The following is an 18,447-nucleotide window of genomic DNA, read 5'->3' as shown; positions in this document are numbered from 1 at the left end:
AAAAAAATGAAATCACACATTAATATTAAAAAACAAAAATCTTTGCTACTTTGCAGTTTGATATTTTGTTCCTTTTTATCATAACATAAAGACCATCCATCACTAATATGCGTTATTTATTTTCTCTTTTTTTACTTCTGGTTATTATTCTATGGAGCTCATGCCGTAAAGATTTTGAATCCGGCCCTAGTACAGGAAATCTTCAATTTTCTACGGATACTTTGTTTCTAGATACTGTATTTACAAATATAGGTTCTAGTACTTATAGCTTTAAAGTGTATAATCGAACTGGTGATGATTTTACCATCCCTTCTATTATATTAGAACGAGGAGAAAATTCGAATTACAGGCTTAATGTCGATGGGATTCCCGGAAAATCTTTCGAGAACATACAGGTTCTCGCAAAGGATAGTATTTTTGTTTTTGTAGAAACGACTACTGATATCTCAAATCAGACTACAGATACCGAGTTTTTATATACCGATCGTATATTGTTTGACCAAGGAGGCAATCAACAAGACGTTGATTTGGTTACTTTGGTAAAAGATGCGGTATTTATTAAACCTAATAGAGATTGTATGGTGATCAATGGTGAAGAAGTATGTACTATAGAGGGTGTTACGGTTGGAGATGCTACAATATCTGCTCATGTTTTATCAGACGAAGAATTGATTTTTACCAACGAAAAACCCTATGTTATTTATGGTTATGCGGTGATCCCAAATGATAAAACTCTTACTATAGAAGCCGGAGCAAGAGTACATTTTCATGCAAATTCTGGTATAATTGCTGCCGATAATGCAACTTTACTCGTAAATGGTGATATTAGCACGGATCCTGAACGTATGGAAAACGAAGTTATTTTTGAAGGAGACCGCCTCGAACCTATTTTTAGTGATGTCCCCGGACAATGGGGAACCATATGGTTTACCCCAGGAAGTACAGGTCATATCATCAATCATGCTACCATAAAAAATGCTACAGTAGGTGTTTTTATGAATTCAAATAATGGGGGGGCTACTCCAGCACTTAGCATCACCAATACAAAGATTTTTAATAGTTCTAATGTAGGACTTTTGGCTCGTGCTGCCAATGTAGAGGGTGAAAACCTGGTGATTAATAATGCCGGGCAAGTATCCCTTAATTGCTCATTAGGAGGTGTCTACAACTTTAACCACTGTACTTTTGCAAATTATTCTAGTATAGGACCCGATTTTAGAGAACTACCAACAGTATTGATAGACAACAACTTACAAGTTAGTGAAACCGAAATCATCATTGCTGATCTGGTAGAAGCAAATTTTACGAATTGTATTATCTATGGTGACCAGGATATTGAACTTATACTTAGCAAATTAGATGGCACCGCTTTTAATTATTCTTTTAAAAATTGCCTGATTCGATTTAATGACTTTGATGATAGTTTTACAGATAATCCCTTGTATAATTTTACTAATACCGATTTGTTTGAAAATATCATCTTAAATGAAGATCCTGCTTTTAAAGCACCATTTGAAAATATGCTTACTATCGATGATAATTCTCCGGCAAATGGTCGTGCAGCTATCTCTACATCGGGAGTTGATATTTTAGGAGTGCCTAGAAGTGCATCAGCCCCAGATATTGGAGCCTATGAGAGTGCCGCTTTTGAATAAGGCATTTAAATCGAAATCTAATGAAAAACTACATCTTCACCTCTAAAAGACTTGGTTTTAGAAACTGGACATTTAATGATACCGAGGCATTATTCGAAATCAATAATGATGACGATGTGATGGAGTTTTTTCCTTTTAAACCCTCTAAACAAAATACTCTGGATTTTATACATAGAATGCAAGAAATGCAAAAACAAAAAGGGTTCTGTTATTTTGCTGTTGACATTCTTGAAAGCAATGAATTTATTGGATTTATTGGTCTATGCGAACAAACCTATTTAGACGAACTAGAAAATTTTGTAGATGTTGGTTGTCGTCTTAAAAAAAGTAGTTGGGGCAAAGGATATGCTACCGAAGGAACACTAGCTTGTCTTGATTTTGGTTTTAATAAAGTGGGATTGAAAAAAATCTATTCTGTTGCTCCCGAAATTAATAAAAAATCGGAGCATGTAATGAAAAAAGTAGGGATGCAACGAATTAAAACCTTTGAACATCCTAAGTTGAATGATTACAAAGATTTATTATCTTGTGTTTTATATGAAAAACTAAGAACTTCCTGATAAAATGGTCAATTTTAAAAGTATATCAACTCTACTGATTGCAATATTTTTGATAATATATACAGTTACTGCACAAGACGAGTCCGTCCATGCAAAAATTAATGCTGATATGTATGAGAACTTTTCTAAAGCATATGAAACTTTGGATTTTAACTTGTTTGCTTCTATACATAGCAAAAACATGATTAGAATTTCTGGAGATGGTGGACAAATTAAATACGCCCAAAAATACTTAAAAGGATATCAAAAAAGATGGGCTGATCCAAAAAGAAAACCTGCACCTATTGATTTTAGGCTTTTTGAAAGGGTGTACTCAGATTCTTTAGTTTCGGACCGAGGAATTTATAGAGTATCCTATACAGATGATAAAAATCAGTCAAAATTTTCTTATGGCCAGTTTCATGTGGTTCTAAAACTAGAAAACAATACTTGGAAAATATTTTTAGATTATGATTCTAATGAGAATAAAAGTGTAAATAAAGAACGATATGATGCTGCTTTTCTTCTTTCAGAGTATAAAAAATACTGGAAACACTAGAATAATTGATAGTTTCTATTATTTTTGAAAAATTCATCCCCCTATTTGTAAATACTAATGGAAGTTTCAAAGAAAATAAGAATTATATTCATTCTATCCTTGGTCTTTTTAAACATAAGTTGTGACCAGATTTCTAAAAGCGTAATTCGAAAAACCATCGCTCCTAATGAACGTATAGAGGTTCTTAAAGATAGTTTCGTACTTACCAAAGTAGAAAACACAGGTGCTGCTTATAGTTTAGGTTCTAATCTTACCCCAATAGTAAAGATATTTCTATTACAAATCTTACCTGTACTTATTTTATTAATATTACTACGACTAATACTCATTAAAATAAATTACTCAAAAACAACAATTATAGGACTCACTTTTATTGTTGGTGGTGGAATTGGAAATCTTTTTGATCGCATTGTTTATGGTTCGGTTACAGATTTTTTGATTTTGGATCTGGGAATTATAAGAACTGAAATATTTAATATGGCCGATGTTTCTATTATGTTTGGATCTATTCTAGTGCTTCTAAGTGCTTTTTTTAGTAAAGACGAAACTTTTTTTAGACAAAAACTTCAAGAAGATGAGCTGGATTAAAGAAATATCATATAACGATGCTACCGGGCAACTCAAAAAAATATATGACCGCATAAAAGGCCCTAATAATACTATCGACAACGTATTATCTATTCATAGTTTACGACCACATACACTTGTGGGACACATGGGATTGTACAAAAACGTGTTACACAACTCAAATAATACCTTGCCCAAATGGTATCTAGAGACTTTGGGAGTTTATGTTAGCCACCTTAATCAATGTAGTTACTGTGTAGATCATCATGCCGCCGGATTAAAACGGTTAATCAATGATGATTCCAGATTTCAAGAAATTTTATCTTGTCTAATTACGGATCAGATAGAGCTTCATTTTAAATATCAATACCTGGCCGGTTTAAAGTATACAAAGCAATTAACGTTATCACATCACACTATAAAAGATGCAGATATCCATGCGCTTAGAGAACAAAAACTATCTGATGGCGAAATACTAGAAATCAATCAAGTAGTAAGTTATTTTAACTATGTAAATAGAACAGTAGTAGGCTTGGGTGTAAATACTGATGGTGATATCATCGGGCTTTCGCCTAATGAAAGTGATGATCCCGAGAATTGGAGCCATTCATAAAACATTATTTTGACTAGTCCTAAATAATCTGTATCGATTATTTAGGACTAGTCAAGTCTTTGCAGAAATTATCCTACAAACAGTGGTTTATCAGCCATCATAGCATTAACATCATCTGCAATTGCATGCAGTGCTTCTTCATTTTCTACGTTGTTAATTACCTTATCAATTAGCTCTACAATAGCCAACATATCATTTTCTCTTAATCCTCTGGTCGTTACAGCTGCAACTCCAATACGAATTCCTGAAGTAACAAAAGGTGATTTATCATCAAATGGGACCATGTTTTTATTTACAGTAATCTCAGCCACTCCCAATGCTTCTTCAGCTTGCTTACCGGTCACATTCTTATTTCTTAGGTCGATTAGCATCATGTGATTATCGGTACCTCCAGAGATCACCTCATACCCTTTTTGTACAAATGCCTCGGCCATAACCGCGGCATTTTTCTTTACCTGTACGATATAATGTAAAAACTCATCGGTTAATGCTTCTCCAAACGCAATAGCTTTAGCTGCAATAATATGTTCTAATGGGCCTCCTTGATTTCCGGGAAATACTGCACTGTCTAATAAAGAAGACATCATACGTTTCTTACCACTTTTCAAGGTAATACCAAAAGGGTTTTCAAAATCTTTACCCATAATGATCAGTCCTCCTCTTGGACCACGTAGTGTTTTATGTGTGGTGGTGGTTACTACGTGACAATGCGGAATAGGATCTGAAATTACTCCTTTAGCAATTAATCCTGCCGGGTGAGCAATATCTGCAAAGAGAATTGCCCCTACACTATCAGCAATTTCTCTAAATCTTTTATAATCTATCTCTCTAGAGTATGCAGATGCTCCAGCAATAATTAATTGCGGTTTTTCTGCAGTAGCAATTTCCTGAATTTTATCATAGTTTAATCTTCCTGTCTCCTTCTCTACTCCATAAAAAACAGGTTTATATAATTTACCAGAGAAATTTACAGGTGATCCATGGGTTAAATGTCCTCCGTGAGAAAGATCAAACCCTAATATCTTATCACCAGGTTTAAGGCAAGCATGGTATACTGCTGTATTAGCCTGAGAACCTGAATGGGGCTGCACATTTGCATATTCTGCTCCGAATAATTCTTTGGCACGGTCAATAGCAATTTGTTCAACGACATCTACTACAGCACATCCACCATAATATCGCTTACCAGGATATCCTTCGGCGTATTTATTCGTTAATACTGATCCAGCTGCCTCCATTACTTGTTCACTCACAAAGTTTTCTGAAGCAATAAGTTCTAACCCGTTAATTTGACGTTCTTTTTCGTCTTGGATTAAATCAAAAATTTGTTCGTCGCGTTGCATGTTTTTTTAGTTTGTTAATAAAGGAGCAAAAGTAGGAAATACATTCCTTAATTCAGCTTAAACAAACCCTAATAAATATAAACAACTTGTTCACAGTTTAGGTTTTGGGTTTTAGGTTTCAGATTTCAGGTTTAAGCTTGAATATAAAACCTACCTGTACATAGAGCACAAGGGTTTTTGTACACCGTACATTGTCTTTTACTTTTTATTAATCCTTAATCGAAAACACACTTAAAAACTAATAGCTTTTAACTAAAAATAAATACTATTTCTTTTTCGCAATACTAAAGTGTTGCAATAAAATTGTAGGGTTTTCACTCGAACCTGTAACCCACCAATTTTTTATTATAAAATTCAACCATTATAATACCCTTTACTCTTTATTTTATTACATAAAAACCTCAAACCCGAAACTTAAAACTTGAAACTTTGTAAATCTTATCATTATTTTAAATATTTTTCACATAATTAGAAACTTTTAACCGCCCGAAAATTATATATTTGATTATAAGAATTACCAACAACATATTAAAAAAACGACAATGCCCATAACTGCAAATTATCCAGATAGAAAAACGTGGATCGAAACTCGTTCAAATACAGATTTCCCAATACAAAATATTCCGTTCGGAGTATTTCTAACCAGAGATGACATCATCACTATTGGAACCCGTATTGGAGATACTGCTATTGATCTTGGAGCGCTTCATCAATTAGGTTATTTTGAAGGAATCCCGTTAACAGATGATATCTTCTTGCAAGATTCTCTAAATGATTTTATTTCTGATGGAAAAAAGACATGGAGGTTGGTACGTAATAGAATTGCTGATATTTTTGATGTTGAAAATGATGCCTTAAAAAACAATGAAGAACATCGTAAAATTGTTCTTTTTACTCTGGATGAGATAGAAATGCAGCTCCCTGTAAATGTTGGTGATTATACAGATTTTTATAGTAGCATAGAACATGCGACTAATGTGGGTACCATGTTTAGAGGCAAAGAAAATGCTTTAATGCCTAACTGGTTGCACATGCCTGTTGGATACCATGGCCGCAGTAGCTCTATTATCCCTTCGGATATTCCTATTCACCGCCCGCAGGGTCAAAAATTAACTAATGGCGCAACAGAACCTATTTTTGGACCATCAAGATTAGTTGATTTTGAGCTTGAGATGGCTTTTATTACCACTGATGCCAATCAACTGGGAGAACCTATCCCTATTGAAGAAGCCGAAGATTATATATTTGGTTTGGTATTATTTAATGATTGGAGTGCTCGCGATATACAAAAATGGGAATATGTACCTCTTGGTCCTTTTTTAGGCAAAAATTTCGCCTCTTCGATATCCCCCTGGATTGTTACTCTAGATGCCTTAGAACCATTTAGAACAGATGGGCCAAAACCATTAAAAAAGCAACTTCCATATCTTCAATACAAGGGTAAAAAGAGTTTTGATATACATTTAGAAGTTGCTATACAACCTGAAAAGGAAAAAGAAACCGTCGTATCTAAAAGCAATTTTAAGCATATGTACTGGAATATGGCTCAACAATTAACACATCATACCATTAATGGCTGCCCTGTTAACTCGGGTGATATGATGGGTAGTGGTACTCTTTCGGGGCCTACAGAAGATTCTTACGGATCTATGCTAGAATTAAGTTGGAGAGGAGAAAAACCGGTTCAATTAAAATCTGGTGGTAGTCGCAAATTTATTGAAGATAACGATACCGTGATTATGAGAGGGTTCTGTGAAAAAGACAAAGTAAGAATTGGTTTTGGAGAAGTATCCACCAAATTATTACCTGTATTTAAAAAATAAAACTATTGCAAACTACTATAAAACCTCGAAAAATTAGATTTCGAGGTTTTTTTTATTACTTTGTGGCATCAAAATTGATTTTATGACCCAAATCAAAATGGTATAGACATGAAAAAACTACTACATTTATTACTTATACTAGTGTTCACTTTTTCCTGTAGCGGTGTTAAGAAAACTCAAACAGCGCTTAATACGGGTAATTATGATCAGGCAATTAATATCGCTTTAAACAAGCTTAAAACTAATAAAGGGAAAAAAGGAAAACAGCCGTATATCCTTATGCTCGAAGAAGCCTATGCTAAAGTTGTAGAACGAGATATAAACGCTGTTAAGTACCTTGAAAAAGAAGGAAACCCTGCTAATCTTGAGCAAACTTATAACACCTATGTATCTTTAAAAAACAGACAAGAACGTATAAAACCCCTGTTACCTCTTTATCATGTCGAGCAAGGTCGTAATGCTAATTTTAGAATGGACAATTATGATCAAAAAATTATATCCACAAAAGATAAGCTTTCCAGATATCTATACGATACGGCCAAAAAACGACTAGCCTCTGCTAATAGAAAAACAGACTACAGACAGGTGTATGACAACTTAGTGTATTTAGATAAGATTACACCTAATTACAAAGATACCCGGGCTCTAATTGAAGAAGCTCATTTAAAAGGCACTGATTTCGTAAGGGTAACTATGAAAAACAGAACTGATGTTATTATCCCTAGACGATTAGAAGCCGATTTACTAAACTTTGGCACTTATGGGCTTGATGACCTATGGACTGTGTATCATAGCAAACCACAACGTACAATACAATATGACTATGCAATGGAAGTTACATTGAGGGAAATAAACATTTCTCCAGAACGTGTAAAAGAACGCCAGTTAGAAAGAGAAAAGCAAGTCAAAGATGGATGGGAATATCTACTAGATGAAAACGATGAGATTGTTATTAATGAAGAAGGTAATAAAGTAAAAGTAGATAAAATGGTGACTGTAGTCTGCGAATATTATGAATTTACCCAGTTTAAAGCCGCAAATGTTGTGGGTAATGTTCAATATAAAAATTTAAGAACAAAGCAGCTTTTAGAATCATTTCCTATAGCCAGCGAATATGTTTTTGAACATATCTATGCAAATTATAATGGAGATAAACGAGCTTTGGATGACGATTTAATTCGCTTTTTAGGGTTGCAAGCGGTACAATTCCCTACTAATGAGCAAATGGTTTATGATTCTGGTGAAGATTTAAAGAATAAACTTAAAAGCATAATTACCAGTTATCGTTTTAAATAAGATAAAGCTTTCAAAGCTTTTGAATACAAAAAGTAGTTTTCAATTCTGTAGCAAGAAATTATATTGATATAATGATTGATCAAGGTGCTGTACATAATACAGGTGCGGTTTTATAAAAATATCAGAAAGGAAAACTACTTTTTAAAAAAGGTGATATTGCTCATTATTACCACCAGGTACATTCTGGCCAGATGAAGATGAATAATTTTCATAATATTAGGTAAAGGGGATATTTAGTTTTGTAAAAAGTTCTGGAGAACCTCCTTTATTTAGGTAAACTCAATTTTTATATCCAATTCTAACTCAACAAAAAAAGTAAACTACCTCTGGGCAAGCCCGCGAGGCATGGGTTGGAAAATAATTTTGATTTCGAGGCAAGCCTCGGAGCATTTAAATCTCGATTATCGAGTAAATCATCAAATAGAAGTTATTTATTGTTTGCAAATACAAGAAACAAGATAGTTTTGTATTTGTCTCCAAGTTTTTCACGAAGCAAGGAAAAAGATTTAGTAATTTGAGCTTCTACCGTTTTTATAGAAACATTCAAAAATTCAGATATTTCAGCATTTGTTAGACCTTCCTTTTTACTTAACATAAATACCCTTTTGCATTTGGGGGGAAGATTTTCGATTTCTTGATTTACAATTTCAATCATAATCTCCAAAACAGATTCATTGCTACCTTCAGCTACCTCATATAGTGACTCAATATACTTGTATTGAAGTAACATCGTTGACTTATTTTTTTGATAGGTATTTAAAAACTCATTATAAATCGATTTAAATAAAAAACTTTTAATCGAACAATCGCTATTTAACTTCTTTCGAAATCGCCAGGTTTTTACAAACACATTTTGCACTATATCTTGTGCAACAACAGGGTTTCCAATTAAAGACAATGCATAAGCATGTAACCTCCGATGGTATTTCTCCAATAAAAATATATAAGCTTTTTCCTCTCCTTTTTTAAGAGCTTTTATTAAAGCATAATCATTTTTAAATTCCACATAAAAACTTTTAATAATTCAGTTTAATTCTAAAAAACATAAGAATTTTTCAAAAAAACAACTAAAAAGTAAGGGTATTTGTATTCCGCTTTGTATTACTAGTATAAAGTTAATAAATATTATGATTTCTCCTCAGATAGAAAAACTTCTTATAAAATTCTTCCATAAAACTATCTCTAGTGATGAGATGGAGATATTAGATGACTGGATCAAAAAGCCTAATAATCAATCTATCTTTAAAGACTATGCCAAGACTCATTATGCAATTACACTGGGTATACATGACCCTAATTTAGATGAAATAAAAGAAAATCTACTGACTAAAATTAGAAAAGAAAAGAGCTTGTTCTATAACAGTCGATTAAGAGTTTTGTACAAATATGCGGCCGTAGCCATACTATTTTTAGGAATAGGCTATCTACTTCAACAAGGTATTTTAAATAATAATGAAACATTATTAATTCCAGAGGAAAAAACAATTACCTTAAAAATGGAAAATGGAGATATACAAGTAATTTCTGAACATGGAGATATTAAAGTCACTGATGTTTCTGGGACTATAGTTATGCAGCAAGAAGGAACGCGATTAGTGTATAATAATGAGGTAACTGTAGAAAAACTGAAATATAACACTTTGACTATCCCCTATGGAAAACGTTTTGATATTGTTTTGTCTGATGGAACTCATGTCTTCCTAAACTCGGGAAGTTCTATTAAATATCCAATACAATTTATTCCGGGAAACCCTCGTAAAGTATTTCTTGAAGGAGAAGCCTTTTTTGATGTTTCTAGAGATGAAAAACATCCATTTTTAATAGAAGCTCAGGGACTTGATGTAAAAGTACTGGGTACCAAATTTAATGTATCAACATATCCTAATGATATTGAAACAGAAATTGTATTAGTAGAAGGATCGGTTAGCTTGAATTCTTCAGAAAATAAATCCAAAGGCAAACAGGATGTTATTCTAAAACCTGGATCCAAAGGAACATTTGATAATTTTAAGCATACCATTTCTACTCAAAATGTAAATACTTCAATATATACTTCTTGGATCAAAGGCACTATTGTTTTTAGAAATACACCATTTGATGATATCATCAAAAAACTTGAGCGTCAATACAATATCACTATCATCAATAACAATAAAGACTTAGGAAAAGAAACTTTTAATGCAAGTTTTGAAATCGATAGAGAAACAATTAATGAGGTCTTACATTATTTCAACAAAGCTCATCAGATCAACTACCAAATTATAAATAATAAAGTAATCATAGAATAATTGTAACTAGATAAATATGAAAAAAATGGAATAAAAACAAACCGGATGATTCGTACTAATCTCTTTTTATAAGATTTTAGTCATGCTAACTCAGTAAAAAAAATCGGAAAATGCTGCCACACTTTCCGATTGGATAAAGTGATCTAACACCAATGTGTAAACCACAAATTAAACATTTTAAAATTATGAAAAAATTATTAAAATCCGAGAGTAATTCTCTAGGAAAGTTAAGGCTTACTTTAAAAATGAAAATATCATTATTTTTAATTTTTCTCGCAATATTCACCATGCAGGCAAATAATAGTTATTCGCAGAATACAAAATTGTCACTGGATATGAAAAATGTGACTGTAATGCAAGTAATTGATGAAATCGAATCTCAAACCGAATTTAAATTTGTTTTTAATACAAAAGCTGTCGATTTAGATCGTAGAGTAACTTTAAAAGTTAATAAGAAAAAAGTTAAAGAAATCCTGAATACACTTTTTTCTAATTCTCAGACCACCTTCGAGATAGATAACCGTAAAATTTTACTCAAAAAAACACTACATAAAACTCATTCAACAAAAAAAGATAAAATAGATAATAAAAAAGAGCAAGAGTTAGAAATTAAAGGACAAGTATTAGACAACCGCAATACTCCTTTACAAGGGGCTAGCATTATACAAAAAGGAACAACGAATGGTGTTATAACAGACTTTGAAGGAAATTTTTCTATCACTGTATCAAGTATTAATACCGTTTTGGTAATTTCTTACCTGGGATTTGAATCTAAAGAAATAAATATTGTTTCGTCTTCTGAAGAATTAAAAATTATTTTAAAAGAAGAAGGATTTTCTTTGGATGACATCGTGGTTACAGCGAGAAAAAGAGTAGAAAACGTTCAAGATACCCCAATTTCTATTACGGCGGTTCAAGGAGTAGTTTTAGAAGAAATGGGAGTTACCAACATATCTGGAGTTGGAGATATTGCCCCAAATCTTACCTTTAGTACAACTGGTACAGTATCTGGATCAAGTTCTGCTGCTGTGGTGTATATTAGGGGGATTGGTCAGAATGATTATGTACCCGTTGCAGACCCCGGGGTTGGTATTTATGTAGATGAAGTATACTTAGGTCGAACCGTTGGCGCAGTACTAGATTTAGCAGATTTAAAAAGCGTAGAAGTCATTAGAGGTCCTCAAGGAACACTTTTTGGAAGAAACTCTATAGGGGGCGCTATATCTCTTATATCAAATGATCCGGGAGAAGAATTAAAAGGAAAAGTTAGTCTTACGGGGGGTAGTTATTCAAGAAATGATGCCACATTTAGAATAAGCGGACCTTTATCTGAAAGTCTTGGTTTTACATTTAATGTAATACGAAGAAATAGAGAAGGGTATGTTGAAAGGGTATTTGTAGAAGATTCATATTTAGGTGATGACAATTCACATGGTGCAAGACTTAAATTAGACTATCAAAAACCAACCAGTAAATTCTCTGCAAAATTCATCATCGATTTTGCCACCGAAAGAGAAGAATCTGCTGCAGAACAGAATTTATTCTTTCATGATGATAGATTATTACCTGAATTATGGAATACTAATGCTGCTGCCTCCCCTACCTCTACAGCATCAGGCTATATACCAGGAGATACTTCTGCAGGAACTGATATCTATGATGAAAGATGGAATTTTGGGCCATTCAAGACCGGTGAGACTTCACTTTCTCAAAATGATATTGACACCTGGGGCTCATCGCTTAACTTAAAATACAAAACAGGAGAGAATTCGGATGCGAAATTAATTCTAGCCTATAGAAATTTAGATGCCGAATTTGCAAGACAAACAGATGGATCTCCACTAAACATTTTTGAAAACAGGGACATCTATAAGCAAGATCAGTTTAGTGCAGATATACGTTTTAGCCAGTCAAACGATAAACTTGATTTTGTAACAGGGTTGTTTTATTTTATAGAAGATGTTGACAATTCTCTTTCTTTTACAGGCGCTTTACAAAATGTCGCTTATCCAGTATTTTTAGGTGGTTTGGTAGAAAACAGTAATTATGCGATTTACGGAGAAGCCACCTACAAGATAACGGATAAGTTATCAATAACCGGAGGATTACGATATACTAACGAAACAAAGAAAGCGAGACCAGATGCTTTTAGAGATCCTAGTGTTAATCTAGGAGATGCTCCCAACGTTCCTGATGGAATACGGGATGCAGATACAAACCCAAGGCGTTTACTCGATAAAATCTGGCAAGAAAACACCTTTGATCAAGTAACCTGGAGATTTAACACAGCATATAAAGTTTCTGAAGCATTAAACATATATGGTACTGTTTCGACTGGGTTTAAATCTGGTGGATTTGAATGGAGAGTTACCAATACTTCTTTTTATGATGACCCCTCTAATGATTTTGATGGCGACGGTGATGGTGATTTACCACAATTTGCCCCAGAAACAGTTACATCTTATGAACTGGGAGCAAAAGTGAAAGTAAAAAAACTTAGATTCAATACAGCATTCTTCTATACAGATTATAAAGACCTACAAATTGCCGCTAATCCACCGGGATCTATAGCGACTTTTCAAACCAATGCCGGGGATGCCGAAATTAAAGGGTTAGAAACTGAAATTATTTGGCTTCCCTCCTCTTCAATTCTCGTTAATCTCGGATACGGATATACCGATGCAGAATATAAAGATCTTATCGAAGGTGTTACAGTTACAGAAGATGATAATTTTATTTTGACTCCAGAACATACATTAACCTTTGGAGGATCCTATAAAATCCCCGTATCCTTTGGTAGTTTTACCCCAAGAATAGACGGCCACTATAAATCAAGAGTTGATTTTGAAGCTCAAAATAGTGATTTTGTTTTCGATGATGGTCATACTGCATTAAATGCTTCTCTAAAGTTTAATGCCAAAAAACATTGGGAATTCATCATTGGGGTAGAAAATTTAACAGACGAATTATATTTAATTGGAGGTGACGCAAACACCGCTATAGGTTACGAAAACGGAATATATGCGAGACCTAGAAATTATTACGCCACTTTATCCTATTCATTTTAACCCAGTTTATCCATATCGTTAAATTAAGAGTTTAGTAGTCAATTGTCGAGTTGAGCGCAGTCAAGAACTCATCATCGTTACCAATAAATAGGTTTCGACTGCACTCAACTTGATATTAAACTTCCTTAACCTTAACAACATCACCTGGTTTATACATTAAATAATTTATGAATTGGAACAAAATTAAGAAAGCTCTTGGACCTGGTATTTTATTTGCAAGCACTGCCATAGGTGTTTCTCATTTGGTTCAAAGTACTCGAGCCGGAGCCAATTATGGCTTTACCCTTCTATTTATTGTCGTAATTACCAATATTTTAAAGTTTCCCTTCTTTGAATATGGAGCTAGATATGCCAACGCAACGGGAGAAACACTCATAGACGGATATAAGAGATTAGGGAAATTTGCATTGTGGATGTACTTTATAGTTACCATAGCCTCTATGTTTTTTGTTTCTGCTGCGGTAGGTCTTGTAACGGCAGGTTTTATGGATAACCTTTTTGGGTTATCAGGGCTCTGGCCTGCATTCAAATCATTTCCTGTGGTATTAGTTTTTTTGGTATGTTTTAGTGTACTGGCTTTTGGAAAATTTAATATGTTAGATAGTATCATTAAAGTTATAGGACTGTTATTATTCATATCCACTATAGCCGTATTTGTACTAACCCTGATTAATGGTCAAGCAGCTCGAATTGAATCTTTTGTTGCTCCAGATCTTTTTGATGATACAGGGATTTTATTTTTAATTGCACTAATGGGATGGATGCCAACGGCATTAGATCTATCAACCTGGATCAGTTTATGGACAGTAGAAAAAATAAAATCGACTAAATATCATCCAACATTAAAAGAAACATTGTTCGATTTTAATCTAGGATATTGGATATCTGCATTTTTAGCAATTTGCTTTTTGATTATTGGGGCTTACCTTGTTTTCGGAACCGGCAAAACATTACCCAGGGACAGTGTAGGGTTTGCTAGCAACATAATTGGATTATATACTACTACTATTGGTAATTGGAGTTATTTGATTATAGCAATTTCCTCTTTTTCTATTATGTTGGGAACAAGCTTAGGGGTGTTTGATGGATATGCACGAACGCTTCAACGTACTACAAAACTATTATTTTCCTCAAATAGTAGGAATGATAAAAAACAAAATTACAGACAGATATATCTTGGCTCCTTATTTATCTTAGCTATTGGTTCGCTTTCAATTTCAGTTTTCTTTAGAGGACAATTTAAAGGTCTAATTGATTTAGCCACTACCATATCTTTCTTGATCGCTCCTTTGGTTGCAATTGCTAATTTTAAATTAGTAAGTAAAATATATATAAATAAGGAATCAACCCCAAAACCATTTATGAAATTGATTAGTTATCTTGGTATTCTATTTCTAACAGGCTTTGCACTATTTTATCTCTACATTCAATTTTTGAAATAAAGGCTTCTTAAAAATATTTAAAACAAAACCTTCTAGTGTGCACTAAACAAACTGATGTAACACCTGGGGGGTAACTGCACTATGTGAAGAGTGATGCACTGTTTCTCCGTTACGAATCACAATAAATTGTGGAGATTCATGAAACACCTGAAACCTGGCTGCTACCTCAGAAGAAATATCTCTATAATTTAATAAATCAAGGTAATACAAATCGACTTCATTCTCTGTAAGATCAAAACTACCTTCAAAATTACGAATCACCATTCTACTAATTCCACATCGTGTAGAATGCTTAAAAATAGCTTGAGTTTTTGTCTTTGAAGCTTTTTCTATTTCGTTTAATTGTTCTATTGATTTTAGCTCTTGCCATGGCAAAGCTTGTTTTTCTTCTTTAGGTTCTTTTTCTTCAGAACCAAATATTTTACCAAATATTCCCATTGTACTTCCTTAACTAAATTTATTACAAACTTAAGTAATTGATTTATATAATTGATTATTATTAATTTTTGTCGTTATGATTTCCGTAACTTTACAATAAGCCAAAAAGTCAGCAAAACTAGCTAACAACAAGACATTTTGACGCTTTTCTGAAAGAGGAATATTATTTGATTTTCTTCAATCAAACTCAAAATATAAACAAATGAATTTTAATAATTTCACTATAAAATCACAAGAAGCCATCCAGCAAGCGCAACAACTTGCTCAAGGATATGGTCATCAGCAAATTGAAAATGAGCATATTTTCAAAGCTATTTTTACTGTAGACGAAAATGTACTTCCGTTTTTACTCAAAAAACTAAATGTAAATCTTACGCTGTTACAACAAGTTTTAGATAGTACTTTAGAGAGTTTTCCAAAAGTTACAGGAGGAGAATTACAGTTATCCAGAGAAGCAGGAACATCGTTAAATGAAGCTAGTATCATCGCCAAAAAAATGAATGACGAATATGTTTCTATTGAACATTTAGTAATTGCCATTTTTAAATCTAAAAGTAAAATCGCTCAAATTCTAAAAGATCAGGGAGTAACCGAAAAACATCTTACAGAAGCTATAAAAGAAATCAGAAAGGGAGAACGTGTCACTTCTCAAAGCGCCGAAGAAACATACCAGGCACTAAGCAAATATGCCAAAAATCTTAACGAAATGGCAGAAAACGGCAAGCTTGATCCGGTGATTGGACGTGATGAAGAAATACGTAGAGTATTACAAATTCTCTCGCGAAGAACAAAAAACAATCCAATGTTGGTAGGCGAGCCTGGTGTTGGTAAAACTGCCATTGCAGAAGGGCTGGCACATCGTATTATCGCCGGAGATATTCCGGAAAATTTACAAAACAAGCAAATTTTCTCATTAGACATGGGAGCCTTGATCGCAGGAGCTAAGTTTAAGGGCGAATTCGAAGAGCGCCTTAAATCTGTAGTAAAAGAAGTTACTACAAGTGATGGAGATATTGTATTGTTTATAGACGAAATTCATACCCTGGTGGGTGCCGGTGGTGGCCAAGGAGCTATGGATGCGGCAAATATATTAAAACCAGCTTTGGCACGTGGAGAACTTCGGGCCATTGGAGCTACCACTTTAGATGAATATCAAAAATACTTTGAAAAAGATAAAGCACTCGAGAGAAGGTTTCAGAAAGTAACCATTGATGAACCCGATACAGAAAGCGCCATTTCTATTCTACGCGGAATTAAAGAAAAATACGAAACACACCATAAAGTACGTATTAAAGATGAAGCCATTATTGCTGCCGTAGAGTTATCACAACGATATATCACCAATAGATTTTTACCCGATAAGGCTATTGATTTAATGGATGAAGCTGCTTCAAAACTTCGAATGGAAATCAATTCTAAACCCGAAGAACTTGATGTCTTAGATAGAAAGATAATGCAACTCGAAATAGAGATTGAAGCCATAAAACGTGAAAATGATGAAACCAAGTTAAAAGCATTGAATGCGGATCTTGCAAACATCAAAGAAGAACGCAATGAGATTTTTACCAAATGGCAAAGTGAAAAGGAAGTTGTAGACGCTATACAAAATACCAAAACCAACATTGAAGAATATAAACTTGAAGCTGAACGCGCAGAACGTAATGGAGACTACGGAAAAGTTGCCGAAATACGCTATGGAAAAATAAAAGAAGCGCAAGAAAAATTAGACACCTTGCAAAAGCAATTAGACGAACAACAAAGCGCTTCTTCTCTAATTAAAGAAGAAGTAACTAATGATGATATTGCAGAGGTTGTAGCAAAATGGACCGGAATACCAGTAACCAAAATGTTACAAAGTGAGCGCGAAAAACTTTTGGTTCTTGAAAAGGAGCTCCAAAAACGAGTAGTTGGTCAAGCAGAAGCTATTGAAGCTGTTAGTGATGCCGTAAGACGCAGTCGTGCAGGGCTACAGGATCAGAAAAAACCTATTGGATCTTTCTTATTCTTGGGTACTACCGGTGTAGGTAAAACAGAATTAGCTAAAGCTCTTGCAGAGTATCTATTTGATGACGAAAGTGCTATGACCCGTATAGATATGAGTGAATACCAGGAGCGGCATGCCGTGAGCAGATTAGTTGGAGCGCCTCCTGGATATGTAGGATATGACGAAGGAGGACAATTAACCGAAGCGGTAAGAAGAAAACCTTATTCGGTAGTCTTGTTAGACGAAATAGAAAAAGCACATCCGGATACTTTTAATGTACTACTGCAAGTATTAGACGAAGGTCGATTAACCGATAATAAAGGAAGAACTGCTGATTTTAGAAACACAATTATTATCATGACCAGTAATATGGGTAGCCATATCATTCAGGATAAACTCGAGGCTATAAAAGATATGGATACCGCCATGGAAACTGCCAAAATCGAAGTTTTAGGTTTGTTAAAACAATCTGTACGTCCAGAGTTTTTAAACAGAATTGATGATATCGTTATGTTCTATCCGCTAACGCAAGCTGATATTAAAGAAATTGTAAAACTTCAATTAAAAAATGTATCGAACATGCTCGCAGAGCAAAACATCACTTTAGAAGCGACTAATGAGGCCATTATTTATCTTTCTAAGAAAGGTTTTCAACCAGAGTTTGGTGCCAGGCCTGTAAAACGTACTATACAAAAAGAAGTATTAAACAAGTTATCTAAAGAAATTCTAGCGGGTAAAGTATCAACAGAAGATATAATCCTTCTTGATGAGTTTGATGACAATTTAGTATTTAGAAATCAAGCTGATCTGGTACAATAAACCAATTATATAC

14 protein-coding genes are annotated in these 18,447 nt (G+C 33.8%); 11 read left to right on the top strand and 3 right to left on the bottom strand.

The genetic code is table 11. The annotated features are described in order from the left end of the window. The first annotated feature begins 107 nt into the window (after nucleotides 1–107). From ABW637_RS08085 to ABW637_RS08065, 5 genes are read left to right on the top strand one after another with little or no spacing between them, the layout of a single operon-like run. Nucleotides 108–1,655, top strand: coding sequence for a hypothetical protein (locus ABW637_RS08085; RefSeq protein ID WP_367584145.1), 1,548 nt, complete (start codon nucleotides 108–110; stop codon nucleotides 1,653–1,655). Nucleotides 1,656–1,675: 20 nt separating this feature from the next. Next, nucleotides 1,676–2,215 carry a GNAT family N-acetyltransferase gene (locus ABW637_RS08080; protein WP_367584144.1) on the top strand — a complete coding sequence of 180 codons (540 nt, stop codon included), beginning with the start codon at nucleotides 1,676–1,678 and terminating at the stop codon, nucleotides 2,213–2,215. Between the two features lie 49 nt (nucleotides 2,216–2,264). After that, entirely contained in the window at nucleotides 2,265–2,753 is a 489-nt protein-coding gene (locus tag ABW637_RS08075; protein ID WP_367584143.1) for a hypothetical protein, read from the top strand. 57 nt (nucleotides 2,754–2,810) lie between these two features. Next, on the top strand, nucleotides 2,811–3,341 hold the full coding sequence (lspA, locus tag ABW637_RS08070) for a signal peptidase II (protein WP_367584142.1): 531 nt from the start codon (nucleotides 2,811–2,813) through the stop codon (nucleotides 3,339–3,341). Beyond that, on the top strand, nucleotides 3,328–3,933 hold the full coding sequence (locus tag ABW637_RS08065) for a carboxymuconolactone decarboxylase family protein (RefSeq protein ID WP_367584141.1): 606 nt from the start codon (nucleotides 3,328–3,330) through the stop codon (nucleotides 3,931–3,933). Before lspA ends, ABW637_RS08065 begins: the two co-directional genes overlap by 14 nt. Nucleotides 3,934–4,001: 68 nt before the next feature. On the opposite strand, the gene glyA is transcribed toward ABW637_RS08065, so the two are convergent. Then, on the bottom strand, nucleotides 4,002–5,276 hold the full coding sequence (gene glyA, locus ABW637_RS08060) for a serine hydroxymethyltransferase (protein ID WP_367584140.1): 1,275 nt from the start codon (nucleotides 5,274–5,276) through the stop codon (nucleotides 4,002–4,004). Nucleotides 5,277–5,818: 542 nt separating this feature from the next. Here glyA and fahA point away from each other — a divergent pair. Together fahA and ABW637_RS08050 are read left to right on the top strand one after the other, a co-directional pair. Then, a complete protein-coding gene (fahA, locus tag ABW637_RS08055) occupies nucleotides 5,819–7,099 on the top strand; it encodes a fumarylacetoacetase (RefSeq protein WP_367584139.1) in 1,281 nt (426 codons plus the stop codon). A 108-nt stretch (nucleotides 7,100–7,207) separates the two neighbouring features. Further along, on the top strand, nucleotides 7,208–8,395 hold the full coding sequence (locus ABW637_RS08050) for a hypothetical protein (RefSeq protein WP_367584138.1): 1,188 nt from the start codon (nucleotides 7,208–7,210) through the stop codon (nucleotides 8,393–8,395). A gap of 427 nt (nucleotides 8,396–8,822) precedes the next feature. Here ABW637_RS08050 and ABW637_RS08045 read toward each other — a convergent pair whose 3' ends face one another. After that, entirely contained in the window at nucleotides 8,823–9,401 is a 579-nt protein-coding gene (locus tag ABW637_RS08045) for an RNA polymerase sigma factor (protein ID WP_367584137.1), read from the bottom strand. Nucleotides 9,402–9,522: 121 nt separating this feature from the next. Between ABW637_RS08045 and ABW637_RS08040 the strand changes: the two genes are divergently transcribed. From ABW637_RS08040 to ABW637_RS08030, 3 genes are all read left to right on the top strand, one after another. Further along, nucleotides 9,523–10,683 (top strand): FecR family protein, encoded by a 1,161-nt coding sequence (locus tag ABW637_RS08040; RefSeq protein WP_367584136.1) that lies wholly within the window; start codon nucleotides 9,523–9,525, stop codon nucleotides 10,681–10,683. Between the two features lie 185 nt (nucleotides 10,684–10,868). Further along, nucleotides 10,869–13,751, top strand: coding sequence for a TonB-dependent receptor domain-containing protein (locus tag ABW637_RS08035; RefSeq protein WP_367584135.1), 2,883 nt, complete (start codon nucleotides 10,869–10,871; stop codon nucleotides 13,749–13,751). 167 nt (nucleotides 13,752–13,918) lie between these two features. After that, entirely contained in the window at nucleotides 13,919–15,193 is a 1,275-nt protein-coding gene (locus ABW637_RS08030) for an Nramp family divalent metal transporter (protein WP_367584134.1), read from the top strand. A 42-nt stretch (nucleotides 15,194–15,235) separates the two neighbouring features. On the opposite strand, the gene ytxJ is transcribed toward ABW637_RS08030, so the two are convergent. Further along, on the bottom strand, nucleotides 15,236–15,631 hold the full coding sequence (ytxJ, locus tag ABW637_RS08025; protein ID WP_367584133.1) for a bacillithiol system redox-active protein YtxJ: 396 nt from the start codon (nucleotides 15,629–15,631) through the stop codon (nucleotides 15,236–15,238). 202 nt (nucleotides 15,632–15,833) lie between these two features. Between ytxJ and clpB the strand changes: the two genes are divergently transcribed. Continuing rightward, complete coding sequence (gene clpB / locus ABW637_RS08020; RefSeq protein WP_367584132.1) at nucleotides 15,834–18,434, top strand: ATP-dependent chaperone ClpB; 2,601 nt, start codon at nucleotides 15,834–15,836, stop codon at nucleotides 18,432–18,434. The last annotated feature ends 13 nt before the right edge of the window (nucleotides 18,435–18,447 follow it).

It is taken from the genome of Aquimarina penaris (assembly GCF_040786285.1).
Lineage (GTDB): Bacteria > Bacteroidota > Bacteroidia > Flavobacteriales > Flavobacteriaceae > Aquimarina.
This window is presented reverse-complemented; position numbering and strand designations above follow the sequence as displayed.

Bases quoted from the DNA above. Each gene is read 5' to 3' on its own strand.
- ABW637_RS08085 (WP_367584145.1), top strand. From the start codon at position 108: ATGCGTTATTTATTTTCTCTTTTTTTACTTCTGGTTATTATTCTATGG.
- ABW637_RS08080 (WP_367584144.1), top strand. From the start codon at position 1,676: ATGAAAAACTACATCTTCACCTCTAAAAGACTTGGTTTTAGAAACTGG.
- lspA (WP_367584142.1), top strand. From the start codon at position 2,811: ATGGAAGTTTCAAAGAAAATAAGAATTATATTCATTCTATCCTTGGTC.
- ABW637_RS08065 (WP_367584141.1), top strand. From the start codon at position 3,328: ATGAGCTGGATTAAAGAAATATCATATAACGATGCTACCGGGCAACTC.
- glyA (WP_367584140.1), bottom strand. From the start codon at position 5,276: ATGCAACGCGACGAACAAATTTTTGATTTAATCCAAGACGAAAAAGAA.
- fahA (WP_367584139.1), top strand. From the start codon at position 5,819: ATGCCCATAACTGCAAATTATCCAGATAGAAAAACGTGGATCGAAACT.
- ABW637_RS08050 (WP_367584138.1), top strand. From the start codon at position 7,208: ATGAAAAAACTACTACATTTATTACTTATACTAGTGTTCACTTTTTCC.
- ABW637_RS08040 (WP_367584136.1), top strand. From the start codon at position 9,523: ATGATTTCTCCTCAGATAGAAAAACTTCTTATAAAATTCTTCCATAAA.
- ABW637_RS08035 (WP_367584135.1), top strand. From the start codon at position 10,869: ATGAAAAAATTATTAAAATCCGAGAGTAATTCTCTAGGAAAGTTAAGG.
- ABW637_RS08030 (WP_367584134.1), top strand. From the start codon at position 13,919: ATGAATTGGAACAAAATTAAGAAAGCTCTTGGACCTGGTATTTTATTT.
- ytxJ (WP_367584133.1), bottom strand. From the start codon at position 15,631: ATGGGAATATTTGGTAAAATATTTGGTTCTGAAGAAAAAGAACCTAAA.
- clpB (WP_367584132.1), top strand. From the start codon at position 15,834: ATGAATTTTAATAATTTCACTATAAAATCACAAGAAGCCATCCAGCAA.